The organism is Roseivirga sp. E12 (genome assembly GCF_017592825.1).
Lineage (GTDB): Bacteria > Bacteroidota > Bacteroidia > Cytophagales > Cyclobacteriaceae > Roseivirga.
This window is the reverse complement of record NZ_JAGFMD010000015.1, coordinates 25,400-39,555: the sequence shown is the minus strand read 5'-3', so window position 1 is coordinate 39,555 and position 14,156 is coordinate 25,400. Positions and strand designations below refer to the sequence as shown.

At 40.3% G+C, this 14,156-nt stretch carries 13 protein-coding genes; 1 reads left to right on the top strand and 12 read right to left on the bottom strand.

Annotation, left to right across the window (positions count from 1 at the left end; genetic code table 11):
• Window positions 1-298 precede the first annotated feature (298 nt).
• Genes J4E76_RS20590 through rpmH form a run of 6 tightly spaced genes read right to left on the bottom strand, consistent with a single transcriptional unit; the run spans window position 299 to window position 4,608 of the window.
• Window positions 299-820, bottom strand: coding sequence for a DUF2480 family protein (locus J4E76_RS20590; RefSeq protein WP_208506692.1), 522 nt, complete (start codon window positions 818-820; stop codon window positions 299-301).
• Window positions 817-1,503, bottom strand: a complete 687-nt coding sequence (gene tsaB, locus J4E76_RS20585) for a tRNA (adenosine(37)-N6)-threonylcarbamoyltransferase complex dimerization subunit type 1 TsaB (protein WP_208506691.1) — start codon at window positions 1,501-1,503, stop codon at window positions 817-819. The genes J4E76_RS20590 and tsaB overlap by 4 nt, the downstream gene beginning before the upstream one ends.
• A gap of 15 nt (window positions 1,504-1,518) precedes the next feature.
• Complete coding sequence (locus J4E76_RS20580) at window positions 1,519-2,331, bottom strand: sulfite exporter TauE/SafE family protein (protein ID WP_208506690.1); 813 nt, start codon at window positions 2,329-2,331, stop codon at window positions 1,519-1,521.
• A 6-nt stretch (window positions 2,332-2,337) separates the two neighbouring features.
• Window positions 2,338-3,996 (bottom strand): S41 family peptidase, encoded by a 1,659-nt coding sequence (locus tag J4E76_RS20575; protein ID WP_208506689.1) that lies wholly within the window; start codon window positions 3,994-3,996, stop codon window positions 2,338-2,340.
• The gene (gene rnpA, locus J4E76_RS20570; RefSeq protein WP_370592830.1) at window positions 3,993-4,412 is read right to left on the bottom strand and encodes a ribonuclease P protein component; all 420 of its coding nucleotides are present in this window, start codon (window positions 4,410-4,412) and stop codon (window positions 3,993-3,995) included. Before rnpA ends, J4E76_RS20575 begins: the two co-directional genes overlap by 4 nt.
• Before the next feature lie 37 nt (window positions 4,413-4,449).
• The gene (rpmH, locus tag J4E76_RS20565; RefSeq protein WP_069840469.1) at window positions 4,450-4,608 is read right to left on the bottom strand and encodes a 50S ribosomal protein L34; all 159 of its coding nucleotides are present in this window, start codon (window positions 4,606-4,608) and stop codon (window positions 4,450-4,452) included.
• Between the two features lie 107 nt (window positions 4,609-4,715).
• On the opposite strand from rpmH, the gene J4E76_RS20560 reads away from it, so the two are divergent.
• Window positions 4,716-6,401 carry a M61 family metallopeptidase gene (locus J4E76_RS20560; protein ID WP_208506687.1) on the top strand — a complete coding sequence of 562 codons (1,686 nt, stop codon included), beginning with the start codon at window positions 4,716-4,718 and terminating at the stop codon, window positions 6,399-6,401.
• A gap of 24 nt (window positions 6,402-6,425) precedes the next feature.
• Here the strand turns inward: J4E76_RS20560 and J4E76_RS20555 are convergent, their stop codons facing one another.
• The 6 genes from J4E76_RS20555 to J4E76_RS20530 form a co-directional block, all read right to left on the bottom strand.
• Entirely contained in the window at window positions 6,426-7,268 is an 843-nt protein-coding gene (locus tag J4E76_RS20555) for a hypothetical protein (RefSeq protein WP_208506686.1), read from the bottom strand.
• 199 nt (window positions 7,269-7,467) lie between these two features.
• Window positions 7,468-9,522, bottom strand: coding sequence for a pitrilysin family protein (locus tag J4E76_RS20550; protein WP_208506685.1), 2,055 nt, complete (start codon window positions 9,520-9,522; stop codon window positions 7,468-7,470).
• Window positions 9,522-10,886: a pitrilysin family protein gene (locus tag J4E76_RS20545; protein WP_208506684.1), complete on the bottom strand. Its 1,365-nt coding sequence runs from the start codon at window positions 10,884-10,886 to the stop codon at window positions 9,522-9,524. The genes J4E76_RS20550 and J4E76_RS20545 overlap by 1 nt, the downstream gene beginning before the upstream one ends.
• Window positions 10,887-10,996: 110 nt before the next feature.
• The gene (locus J4E76_RS20540) at window positions 10,997-11,992 is read right to left on the bottom strand and encodes an adenosine kinase (protein ID WP_208506683.1); all 996 of its coding nucleotides are present in this window, start codon (window positions 11,990-11,992) and stop codon (window positions 10,997-10,999) included.
• Between the two features lie 7 nt (window positions 11,993-11,999).
• Window positions 12,000-13,172, bottom strand: a complete 1,173-nt coding sequence (locus tag J4E76_RS20535) for a hypothetical protein (protein WP_208506682.1) — start codon at window positions 13,170-13,172, stop codon at window positions 12,000-12,002.
• Between the two features lie 77 nt (window positions 13,173-13,249).
• A complete protein-coding gene (locus tag J4E76_RS20530) occupies window positions 13,250-14,125 on the bottom strand; it encodes a glycerophosphodiester phosphodiesterase family protein (RefSeq protein ID WP_208506681.1) in 876 nt (291 codons plus the stop codon).
• Window positions 14,126-14,156 lie beyond the last annotated feature (31 nt).

Here is a 14,156-nt window from a genome sequence, read left to right as displayed (position 1 = left end):
CCTCGCAGTAAACGTTGAAATCAAAGGCCCTAAAACCCCTTCTCCCAATCTAGAAAAACACCACTTTTGATGCTCCCTTTTCATAACCCCAAGAACTCTCATCCCCGAAGCGGCTGCAAAGGTAAAAATTATATTTGAATTGAAAACAACTAAATAAAAATTATTTTCAATTCTTTTTTAACTACCTCAACACTTGTCTCCGTTCCATTCAAACGGGTTGCAAATGTACTGAGCTTAATCGGTTCTGACCAAGCTTTAGTCATACATTTTTTAAAGAATTTTCTAACTAATTGAGGGCCTAGTTTTTAGGCGTTCTAGACTTCTTATATAGAGGTACTGTACTGCATGGTTCACCATACATAAGACTCTTTACATGAGGTTTCAACAACCTTGTGACTTCTACATATGCAGATTCAGGAATGGGGAAATCTCCACAACCCTTAATTACCACGGGCCTCTCTTTCAACTCACCAATATCTACTTTCGAAAGTGCTTGTTGGAAAATGGCATACTCAAGGGTTTCTAATGAACCCATCACCACCATGTTAGCGACACCTTCGAGCTTTGTCATTAACAGCATATAAGCCCATGTCGGGACAATGGCATCCTCAGAACAAACAATCGAGATATTCTTTCCACTATACCGAGTCCAGTCATGTTCTTTTATAAACTGACGGAAATCCTTCTCCTTCAGAATCATTCTCTGGAACAGGTTATCCGCTATGTCGTAAACAACCCTTTCTCCACTATGATAGTAGTCTTCCAGATCAATCGAAACGATCGGACTATTAGCAACTCTATTTACAATCTCTTCATTCATAACAATGCCTTTGGCGTAGTTGCCTTAAACTCCTTCAAATAGAATGGCTCGAAATAAGCCACATCTTCAAATTGTTCCTTTTGATATTTCTCAAAAGCCAACTGTCCAATGGCCCATGCAGAAGGTGATACATTCTCGATAAACTTGGCATTATCTATCGCCTGAACTAATGGTTTAAATTTGGCAGCGCCATCACCATGAAACAACACCTTTTTACTCGCAAGAGTTTCTCTGAAAGACTCTTCATCCAAAATTAACGCTCTGACTTCATCAATACTTTCGAGATCAACTCCAAAAGTGGCAGTATATACTTCCATCCTTCTAGCATCCAACATTGGCACCAATAGACAATCTTCAGTATAATATTGACTTACTTCATGAGCCATGGCCTTCAAAGTACTGACAGCTATGAGTGGTTTCTCTAATGAATAGGCCAGACCTTTTGCCGTTGACACTCCTATTCTTAGACCCGTATAAGACCCAGGACCTTCGGAAATCGCGATAGCATTAAAATCTATCAACCCAAATCCACATGCCTTGATTAAATCCTGAATAATTACTGTCAATAAGTTTGAATGAGATTTCTCCAGAAACAATTTTTGAGTCGCTATAACATCTTTCCCTCTTGTCAACGCCACGGAGCATACGGTGGTAGAAGTTTCTATACTAAGAATTAATGCCATAATACAGGGTCAAAATCAGATCAATTGAAGCGCCTTATCAGCTATCACAACCAGAACAAAGAGCACAAAGATATAACTGATTAGCTTATTGGACAGTCGCCTAGCCAGAATTACTCCTAAAGGCGAGCCAATCACTACACCAAGCGAGATCATTAAAGCCAAAGGCCAAACTATATATCCTGTATTCTGATTCATAAAGTTGATCATTGGACTCTCCAATAAATTGAAAATTGAGAGTGAGAAAGCAGTGATAAAAATTACGCCAAGAGATATCGCTTTTGCCTTATGCATCGACATCTTAAGTCCACTGTTTAAGATTGGGATAATAGCCGTACCACCACCTAGGCCAGAAAGTGCCGAAACAGAGCCTGCGCCAATCCCAATAAACCCCAAACTCATAATCGGTACTTTTTTTTGATCACCTTCACCACTTGATCGACTTGACTGCTGAAGAGTCCTAATTGCTATGAATATCATCAAGGCAATTACTATATAGTTAAATAGCTCCTTGTCGTAGTTTGGAGTATTAACAACAAAGTGGAGTACCATTATAGAAGAGATAGTACCAAACACACCAATTGCTGCTACTTCTCTCCAGTAGAACTCTCCTCTTTTAATTAAGGCAATGTTGCCCGAGAGGGCAGCGAACATTGTTCCGAAGATTGAATTGGCGATAGTATACTGGACAATTTCTTGTTCCGGAAAGCCCATCCCAATTAATAGATACGGAAGTACCAAGATGTACATTACACCTCCTCCAATACCAATTAATCCGGCTAGCAATCCCCCGGCAAGACCCATGATGAACAACAAAAGGAAGTCAGTCATTCAGCGCTAGTTACCACTTAGGACTTGAGTATAGTGAGCTTGATCAGATAATATCTCAATGGCCTTTTTAACATCTTCATCTACTTCAAAAGAGGCTTCAATAATTCCTCTTTCCAAGAGTAATCTTGCAGCAAACTCTTCTTTTATGAAATGCCTAATTTCTTCTTTACTATTTTCAAGATCACTGTCAAGGTTATTGGCAACCGCAGATTCCAAACCTTCAAGTTGACTTTGAATTCTTTCAAGTTCTCCCAACTCTGAAGCTTTCTCTCTTAGTTGGGCGATTTCTTCTTGAATGTCAGATGTGTAATCCAAGGTTTGACCTGCCAGCCATAACTTGAATTCACTCAACACTTCATCACTGATTGAGATCTCGGAAGCAACTTGGCCTGCTGGCATTTCTCCATTGTACTCGTTTCCAAACCTAAAGAAAAGGTCAGCCTTCAAAAGTGAGATTGTTATAGGGGCTAATTTATTTCTGTTTACACCAAAGTCAGGATCAACACCCCCTCCGTCAAATACGACTCTTCCATTATTAGTCTGAAAGGCAGTTTGCAAAGAGTCAGCAATCTTGCCCACACTTCCATCTTCATTTCTATTGCTATAATCAATAGCCTGAATACATCTGCCGCTTGGCGTATAGTATTTAGCTATTGTAACCTTCATTTGAGAGTTATAAGATAGTGGCATTGTACGCTGAACAAGGCCCTTACCAAATGACTTTCTACCTATGATGACTCCTCTATCGTAGTCTTGCATGGTGCCTGCAACGATTTCGGAGGCAGACGCACTCGAACTATTAATGAGTACGGCCAATGGAATATCTAAGTCGGTACCGGTATTCAAAGTCTTATAGGTAGCATTCATTTCTTTAAGCTTGCCCTTTGTTGTCACCACCAACTGCCCTTTATCAATGAAAATATTTGAAATGTTGACGGCCTCATTCAGCAGGCCACCCCCATTACCTCTTAGGTCTAAGATAATCCTCTCCGCACCGTCTTTCTTCAATTGCCGCAGTGCTGATTTAACTTCTTTTGATGCATTATCTGTAAAACCTGTAAGTTTAATCAAACCAACATCCTCGTTGACCATACCATAGTAGGGTACGTTTGGTAATTCTATAGTTTCCAGTTCGACTTCAATGTCCAGTTCTCCCTCACCAGGCCTTTCAATCTTCAATGCCAATTTAGAAGAGGCCTGACCTCGCAAATACAGACTGGCCTTGTCATAATCTTGTCTGACATCAATCCCATTGATTGATAAGATTTCATCGCCTCTCTTCAATCCCGCCTTTTCTGCCGCAAAGCCCTCGTTGGGCATAATTATCATGATTCGTTTATCATACTTCTCACCCACTATTGCCCCAATACCTCCATACTGACCAGTATTTTCTGTTCTAACATCTTCAATTTGATCTTCTGGATAATAGACAGTGTAAGGATCTAAAGTGGATAGCATGGCATCTATCCCAACCTCCATAATTGTATTCGGATTAATGTCATCTACATAGTTGGCATTAACCTCTTTATACATGGTTGCGAAAATGTCAAGGTTCTTCAATATCTCGAAGTACTTGTCATTCTGTGGAGCAGTAAATGACCAAAGCAAAAATACGGATAGGCCAAGAATGGCAGCTTGAATTTTTCTAATCTTAAATTTCCTCATGATTGATCCTTATGCGAAAGGTCGTTTAACTCCTTCTTCAAACGGAGAAGCGATTTCTTTAGTTTGCTCTCAATGGTTTGATAAGGCAAAATGTCGTTTCCTGTATAAATATAACCAATCAATAATTTTGGCAAAGTGGAAGATTCGTCAGTGAGAAGATGCTTATTCAAGCGGTAAGTTTCTTTGACCTTCCTTTTAATTAAGTTTCGAGTGACTGCCTTTTTGAACTTCTTTTTGGAAACCGAGATAAGAACTTGGTTAGAATCAATCTCTGCTTGCGGTAGATAAATAACTTTGAAGGGGTATAAATAAAAAGAGGAGCCTTTCTCAAAAAGCTCCTTGATTAGTTTTTTACTATGTAGTCTTTCCGACTTAGGGAAAGTATATTTCAAATTCGTTGTATTTGACCCGGACACGAGGTTTAAGTTAACAAAACCTCATTAGTACACAGAATTATTTACCGTGCTTTCCTTCGTCAGAAACAGTCAACTTGTGCCTTCCTTTGGCTCTACGTCTCGCGAGTACGCTTCTACCATTAGCAGACTCCATTCTAGATCTGAATCCGTGCTTATTTTTTCTCTTTCTCTGCGAAGGTTGAAATGTTCTTTTCATCGTTTCTTTATCTTTCTCTCAAAAAGGAATGCAAAGATAGACACCTTTTTCTTTTTTACCAACGTGTGTTAGAAATTGTTTAGCTTTAATCCATTCTGTTTATCTCTATGGACTATCACTTCTCTTTTAGCAATCCTAACACTCACTACCTGATCATTAAAGCAACTTTTCGTGCCGACAATCCGGATACAGAAATATTCTTACCCAATTGGAGACCCGGACGCTATCAGATCCAAAATTTCGCCAAGCGGATTCGTTTGATCAATGCTTTTGACGAAACTGACAAGCCAATTGCTCTAAAAAAGTCTACTAAGGGCTCTTGGCGGTTAACCAACAAGCCAGGAGTTGTTACCCTCATCTATGAATACTACGCATTTGAAATGGATGCGGGTAACTCATGGCTTGATGATGAGCAATTATACATCAATCCCATTAATTGTTGCATTTATACTAAGTCAAGTCTTGAGCGACCAAGTACAATCAGTTTTGACTTACCTGAGCATTACGAAATAACGTCTGGACTGGAAAAGGCTGGAAGACATCAGCTCTACTCCCCTAATTACTACAGGTTGGTTGATAGTCCAATATTTGCTAGCGGATCACTCAGAAGAATATCCTACAAAGTAGGAGAACATTTGTTCAATTTATGGATACAGGGGAGCCTGCCTAGAACAGATAATGAAGTAATTAATGACTTCAAACGTTTCACCGAAGTTCAGATTGATGTAATGGGTGAGTTCCCATGTTCTGAATATCATTTCCTCTTCCAATGCCTTCCCTATAAACACTACCATGGTGTGGAGCACTGGAACTCTACGGTTATCACTATTGGCCCATCAGGCGAGTTAGCAGAAAGAGCGAGGTATAAAGATTTTCTTGGTGTAAGTTCCCATGAGCTGTTTCATACATGGAATGTGATTAGACTTCGTCCTGTGGAAATGACTCCTTATGATTTTCAAAACGCGAATTACCATAAGACTGGTTTTGTCACTGAGGGTGTCACCACTTATTATGGAGATCTTTTCTTGGTGAGATCCAAAGTATACAGCCTTGATGAATATCTAGAAGATCTAAACAAGATGCTCAAGCGTCATTATGAAAACGAAGGTAGAAAAGGGCTTTCTGTAGCTGATTCTTCCTTTGACCTTTGGCTCGATGGTTATGAGAAGGGCATCCCTGGAAGAAAAGTATCGATCTACAATGAAGGTGCCTTGGCGGCTCTTATCCTTGACTTGATGATCAGGAGCAAGTTTAACAATGGCAAGTCACTGGATGATGTCATGAGACTAATGTGGTCTCTTTATGGTCGAAGTCAATCGGGTTATACCTTCCAAGACTACAAGAATGCCGCGGAGTCGATCTTCGAGGACTCCCTGAATGCCTACTTCGATGATCTCATATTAGGAAATCAGCCATTTGAGGATTATCTATCCAAATTGACACCTCAGTTCGGTTTGGACTTCCAACTGACCTCATCAACGAAGATTGAAGAAAGGGTCTATGGTTTCAAGTTATCAGAACAAACCATCACTGACATAGCTGAGAATTCTCCAGCCCAGAAAGGATTAAGTATTGGTGATAGAATAGAGTCGATCAACGGAAAGCCCTTTGAATCTCGAGACATAAACCCTGATTCATTAAAACTACAAATCAACCGTTTTGAAAGATCAATTGAAGTGGATCTTAAACAGAGCACAGAAGAACACTTCTCTGTGTATCAATTGTCAAAATCCAATACGCTGAGTGATCATCAGCATGATTTGCTTCAAGGTTGGCTCAATTCCACTAATTGAACCACGCCAATCTAAGTTTCACGATTAATTTGAAACTACGCTCTCAATAGACACAGACTTCGCATCTATAGGAGATGTCGGTATTGTCACATTCATAGCAATTTGCTCTACTTCGTAAGAAATCTGTCTTTCGAATTCCTTGAAATATGTTTCAACCAGTGTTGGTATTCTTAGCCCATCAATGGATTTGTACTTCTTAAACTTGACATGACAGCCATTGCCAAGAGAGGTCATCACTTTCAATTTTGAAGTGACTTCAAAGTATTCATAAATATCATGCCCTAGCTGTTGGCCTCTGAAAAGTTTATAAACCCATTTTCCTTCCACTAGATGCCTACCCATAAATCGAGCAGTTGGCGAACTAATCTCATCAAGATTACCAATTGGTAAAAGGTGTTCTTTAAAGGAAAGGGCTTCTAGCCCTGATTGTGGATAGATATTATTACGGACCAGCGTCATGACTTGTCCGTCTTGCATCACTTGAGATAGCTTAGAATCGTTGACATTGATTTCCTCAAGAAGATAGCCTCCGACCCCCTGATACATTTCCTTACCATAGGACAGGGCCATTGAACTACCTGCCTTCATAGAAACTAGCCCTGTTTTATGCATTGTCTTAATCGATTTCCATCGTTCACCACCAATAGCGTCTTGATATGCGTTCAATACATATTGAGCACTATCATAGGCCTTTTTATTGTCGGTTGAGCTAATAATAGATGGCTCTATGACTTTGTTGGGAGAAGAACTTTGAGCTTTGGGACTTTTGATGGACTTGGTATCTAAATCCATAGATATCAAGACAAAAACTGTAAGCAGCAAGACGGTGAAAGTCAATGCTCGCTTCAGGGTGAGTGGAGTTTTCATACGTAGTCAGTTTCCATAAATTAAACAAATTAATCCTGAAAACGACAACTTTAGTTAAGCAAAGCCTCTTTCTGTCTTGGAACGACATTTTTATGACTTTGTAAGCTTACCTTTTCAGGGCCGCCAGCCCCTAATAGTCAATAAACATAAAAAAAGGCCACTAGAAAAACTAGTGACCTCCCTCATTCTGTATCTAAATCTATTTATTAAAAATAGAAGGATCAATTTCTCCATTGACGACTACCTCTTCTGAAGCAAACTCAAGAGTAACAGGCAACTGCCCGCCTGATTGAGCAAACCCATGTGGAATTTTCACCCCATTCACTTCTTTATAGTCTGTCAAGTCAATAGTTCCTGAAGGTCCAAGTTCAATTCTAATTTTCAAACCTGATTCAACATCATAGTACTCGTTGATTGACATACTTCCAAGGTTGACCTCTATTCTGTGAGCTTCCTTGCCATTCACTTTGGAAGTACCCTTATAACTAAGCTTGAATCCAATATCTTCATAGAATCTCTCTCCGAAAAGAGTGCCCTGATATTTCATTAGGTCTGCAAATGGACCTGGAGGAGATTGCTTTTGCCCTCCCATTACAATGTAGGACTCGCCTGAATTATAAACTTGGTAGATATCCCCCTGAACTGGGACTGTTTGAACATCTGCAAACTTGTCCGGTCCTTGTTGATAAACCGCTCTTCCGATGGTTAATGATTGTCCGCCCATTGAGAGTGAAGCCGAACTCTTGTTGACTACAGAGCTTACTCCATCAATAGCTTCTCTACCACCTATCGCTTCTATGTATTTGTCAAGAATAGTTCGTGGTGATATGTCTGCAATCTCCTTTTTGGTTGGGTCTTCAGCAGGATTCCCTTCAGAATCATAAAAGTTGATTAGTGCAAAAGGTCTTAGTGACTCAATGACCTCCTCTCCTTTACCTACAATCACCACATTGGCATTGTCAGGTCTGATGTATTTCTGAGCTACTCTCTGAATGTCTTGGACTGTAATTGCCTCCAAACGCTTCAGATAGTTTGCATAGTAATCATCAGGCAGGTTGTTCAACTCAATACTTAAGGCGTACTGCGCAGCTGTTCCTCTGTTTTCTAGGCCTCTGGCAAATGACCCCCTCATAGAATTGACAGCTAAGTCCAGTTCTTCTTGAGTCACCTCAGCTTCTCTAATCCTTTTAAGCTCGTTCATAAACTCAGTCAAAGCACTATCAGTCACTTCATTTCTCACACTTGCAGAAGCATTGAAAGAAGCGCTATATCGGCTGCTTCCTAAACTAGAATACGCACCATATGTATAGCCTTTATCTTCCCTAAGATTCATGAAAAGTCTGGCAGACCCGCTACCTCCAAGAATCTCATTCATAACCGAGATAGTAGTTGCATCGGCATTACCAGGCTTATTATCAACCGTATAAGAAATACTAATTACAGATTGCACCGAAGAAGGCCTATCGACAAATGAAATGACAGTCTCTTCTATCGACTTTGGAGTAACAAACTCCTCTTTCTGAACATCACCTTTTTTCCAATCGCCAAAATACTTTTTAGCCAATTTTTGAGCTTCTCGCTTTGTGATATCTCCAGTGATAATTAGATAAGCTATGTTTGGCTTAAAGAAGTTGGCATAGTGAGCTTTCAAGTCATCAATTGTGATGTTATTGACGGTCTCTTCTGTTGCCGCTTCCCCATAAGGGTGATCTTTACCGTAATTCAACATGCTTCTTACAGTTGAAGCGATACCATTCGGATCGTCTTTGGCTTGTTTCAGACCAGTGAGCGTTTGCTCTATAGCTCTGTCAAATTCATCCTGCGGAAATGAAGGATTATAAAGAATGTCTGACATAATATCTAGTACATCCTCCTTGTATTTAGATAGAGAGAAAGCAGATACTGAACTAGCACTTGCCGACACTGAAGCGCCCATAAAGTCAATCTCTTCACTTAGCTCTTCTTTTGTTTTAGAAGTTGTTCCAGCACTCATCACTTGACCATAGATTCCCCAGTAACCAGCCTTATCACCTTCGGTAACTGGTCCAGTATTAAGAGAAAGTGTCCAACTAATAGTTGGTAGTTTATGATTCTCTGCTACGATTACTGTTAGTCCATTTTTAAGGGTGAACTTTTCGTAATCTCCTAGCTTAAGCTCCTTTGCAGGTGCAGGCTCAGGAAGTTTAGTTCTATCGATCTGCGCGGTTGCCCCAAATGCAAGGCAAACTAGCGCGAGGGTTAAAAATTTCTTCATTAGTTGTTTCCTCCTTCCTTCTTGATTTTCGCCTCTGTTGGCTTTTCTTGTTCAGACTTAGGTCTATAGGTTAATACTACTTTATTCTCTGGCACGAAATACTTCTTTGCCACTTTCATCAAGTCTTCTCTAGAAACCTTTCTATAGCGCTCAATCTCAGTATTGATTAACTCTGCATCGCCAAAGTACACATGGTAATTGGCTAAGCTCTCAGCAATTGACTGAACTGAACCGTAACCTGAGATAAAGTTATTCTCAATTTGATTCATCAGCTTTTGGAACTCTCTTTCAGGAACAAGATCATTCTTAATCTCTTCGATAAGAATATCCATTTCCTTTTCTAGGTCACCTACTTCATATCCCTGATTAGGAAGCGCGAAGTTGATAAACAATCCACCGTTCTCAAGCGCCAGTGGTACCACCTGAACCCCAAGTGCCATTCTCTTTTCGTCTACCAGTACCTTCTGAAATCTTGAACTTTGACCTCCAGAAAGCAGTTGAGTAACCAATTGCAATGCATAGTAATCTTCGGTTCCTTGTGGTGGCATTCTATAACCTTGAATGACAGCTGGCAACTGAACATTGTCAAAAACTGTTTCCTCAACTTTCCCGTCTAATTTAGGTGCAGTAATGGAAGGTCTCGGAATAGTTTTGGTCCCTCTCTTTATCTCACCAAAATAAGCTTCAATAAGCTTCTTAGCTTCCTCAGTTTCAAAATCACCGGCAATGGAAAGAGTTGCATTATTAGGTACGTAGAAGATCTCATAAAAATCTACGAAATCCTTATCGGTAGCTGCATCGATGTCTTCAAAACTTCCAATAGGCGACCATTCGTAGTTAGTCCCAGCATATGCGTTTTTCAGCATTTTCTCAAGGATAGTACCATAAGGTTGGTTATCAACACCTTGTCTTTTCTCTTCCTTCACGACCTCTTTTTGCGTAGCGATTCCAGTAGAATCTATTTTCGCATGTAGCATTCTTTCTGACTCCATATACAGTCCCAACTCCAACTGGTTGGAGGGTAAAGTCTGGAAATAGAAAGTTCTATCAGGAGATGTGTTAGCATTAAGACTACCACCCGCTGCTTCTATAATCTTAAAGTATTCCCCACGACCAATATTGGGAGAACCTTCGAACATAAGGTGCTCAAAGAAGTGAGCAAACCCTGTACGGCCTTCTGGCTCATTCTTAGATCCCACATGATAGAGTACAGAAACTGTAACTATGGGTGTTGAATTGTCTTGATGAAGAATTACATGCAACCCGTTGTCTAGGTCAAATTCTTCGTATTTGATATTCTGACCCCTCGATGCAAACGAGAAAGCGACACAGAACATCATAAGGAAACTAAATTTCTTAATCATAGTATGCTTACGGTTTAAATTTCGTACAAAAGTATATGTGCAATGAGATTGTTTAACTCATCACATGGCTAACGGAATATCAAACGGATATGTGGGCAAAAAGCTACTTGCTATTTTAGGTCATGTAGAATTGCCTGTACCTCATGCCATTTTAAGCGAGGTCCAAACTGTGACACAACTTTAGAACTTGCCATACTAGCCAACTTCCCTGCAGATGCAAATGTCATACCATTAGTAATTCCATAGAGGAAGGCTCCTGCAAACATGTCGCCTGCTCCATTGGTATCAACAGCCTTCACTTTATATGCCTCTATGTCAATAAAGGTATCGCCATCCCAGATCATAGCACCATTGCTACCTTGCGTAATCACAAACCTGTGTGCCTCGCTTTTCATAGCTTCCCGCGCTTCGGCAAGGTTGTCTTTGCCAGTAAAGGACATGGCCTCATCTTCATTGCAGAAAAGTAGATCGACAGAAGCCCCGATGACATCCACAAATTTCTCCTTGAAGAACTGTACAATACTAGGATCTGAAAGCGTAATTGCTGTTTTCACACCATTGTCCTCGGCCAGTTTTTTCCCTAGCTTCATGGCTTCAACACCTGTAACCGAAGTAGTCAAGTAGCCTTCTAGGTACAAGTATTGAGAATCTTTTAATGCATATTCATCTATTTCATTGGTCGACAGATTGGTCGTGGCACCAAGAAATGTATTCATTGTTCGGTCAGCATCAGGAGTGATCATTACCAAACACTTGCCGGTAACACCGTCTTCTCTTTCCTTCTTATCAAGGTTTGTATCGACACCGGCATCATTCATATCCTTCAGATAGAAATCACCATACTCATCATTAGCAACTTTGCATGAATAGAATGAGTTACCTCCAAATTGGCTTACGGCAATGACTGAATTAGCGGCTGATCCTCCAGATTTTCTATTCATATCGCCATTATCAATGGCACCAATTAATCTAAACTGAGTATCCTCATCCACTAGCGTCATCAACCCCTTTTGCACTTTATGATCATATAGAAATTGATCATTGACTTTAAATTCTAAGTCTACCAAGGCATTACCTATGCCATATACATCGTACTTCTTACTCATTCCTCTATTAAGTTATAATTGGTGCTCTTTCAAAGACTTTGCTCTCATCAAAGAGCTTTCTATAAGTTATATGTGTTTTTAAAATTTTCCCTCCGATTTGCTCTACTACACTCATCATCTTAGGATTGAAATCTCCAATCCAATTCATTTCAATATCGTGGTATTGAAAACCTTTCTTCCATGCGAGTTCTTTGACATAGGAAACGACAAGTCCTCCCTCAACACCTTTCTTTTGATGATCTGGAACCACTCCAAACACGATACCAAGCCCCTTTTTACAGGTGCCTGTTTTTAGTAGGTACAAGAACTTCAACTTGCTAAGCAAGTTCCACTTTCCATTCAGGTGCTTATACAGTTGGTTCAGCTCAGGAATTGAAATGAAGAAAGCGACAGGATCTCCTTTGTAAAAAGCAAACCAGATCAACCGAACATCTGCCACTGGCTTAAGCATCTTAAAAGTGGCCTTAGCCTGCTGCATACTCATTGGCTTTACACCGCTATGCCCTGCCCATGCTTTGTTATAGACTTCATGAAAATACTCGTGTCCTTTGGCATACTCTTTTTTGGTAATGTGCCTGAATTCATAGTCAGGGTTATTTAGAGTGCTTTCGGCTTTCTTGTAAAACCTAGGAGCAAAATCTACCTCACTCCCCATTGGCCTTTGATAAGTATATTGCTTAAAGAAAACACCGAAGCCATAGGACTCAATCAAGTCTTGATAGTACTTGAAATTATAAGGCATTTGATAGTTTGGTTCTGTAAACCCATCTACCAACAAGCCCCACCAGTTATTCCGATCGCCAAAGTTTATCGGCCCATCCATAGCTTCCATGCCTCTTTCGGCCAACCATTCTTTACATGCATCGAACAAGATAAAGGCCGCTTTTTGGTCATTGATACATTCGAAAAAACCCATCCCACCAGTAGGTTGGTCATAGCTATTGGCCGTCTTATTATTGATAAAAGCCGCTATACGACCGATGGTCTTATCACTATCATCTTTCAGTATCCAGCGGATAGCCTCACCATTCTTAAAGTTCTTATTCTTTTCGGGGTCAAAAACGGATTTGATATCCTTATCCAGCGGCCTAATCCAGTTTTTTTCATTCTTGTATAGCCGGGCGGCCATCTGAATGAACTCTTTCTCTGTGGGATTGTCTTTTACTTCTAGAAGGCGCATCTATAAAATGGAAAGCCAAAAATAAGGACTTCTCAGCAACAAAGAAATCTAGGTCTAATTAATGATCGATCGCCCCTCTAATGCCCTAAACCCTTAGCTCTATCAGGGTAGTCTGTGATAATTCCATCCACTCCCATCTGAGCAAGTCTCTTCATCGCGCTGAGTTCATTTACGGTCCAGGGAATGACTTTCATATTTTTTGAATGACAAAGCTCCACCATCTCCTTGTTCAACAGAATGTGATACGGACTATAGACATCAGGAATAAAGCCTAGATCCTTCAGGTTTGACTCAACACCTCTCCTATTTTCGATTAAAGCCACGAGCCTGACATTCGGATATGCCTTATTCCAATACTTCAAAACCCGAAAATCAAAACTCTGTATGGTGAACCGATCCTTAGACAAGCGATTGTTCAACAAGTCAAAGACCAGTTGAGAAAACTCTTCAACACTTGGATGGTAGAGGTCGTCACCTTTTGGAGAGCTCTTGATCTCAATATTAAAAACCACCTTGGGAAGGTTTTTCTCTTCCAAATAGGCCTCTACTTCAGTGATCAGTGTCGATAAAAGGGGCTTTGCGACTGCCATCTTTTGTTGCTTAGAAAAACGTGGATTGCCTCGAGAACCACAATCAAAGGCCTTGACTTTTTCATAAGTCATTTGATAAATATTCAATTCCTTCGACTCATTGTCAGTGACAGCTGTTCCATCCGGCTTTGAGCATATAGATGAGGACATATATGCTTCATGAGATACCACCACCTTTTTGTCCTTGGTAATAACCACGTCCAATTCAAGCGTGGTTACTCCTTCGTCAATGGCCCTTATAAAAGCTGGAATAGTATTCTCTGGCATCAGGCCTCGTGAACCTCTATGCCCTTGAATATCCAACTCTTGACCTTCAACACATAGGAAAAAGGAAAGGAAAAGAAGTGATAGCGAGAATCTCATGTCTTTTGGGTTTACTGCAAATTAAAGAATC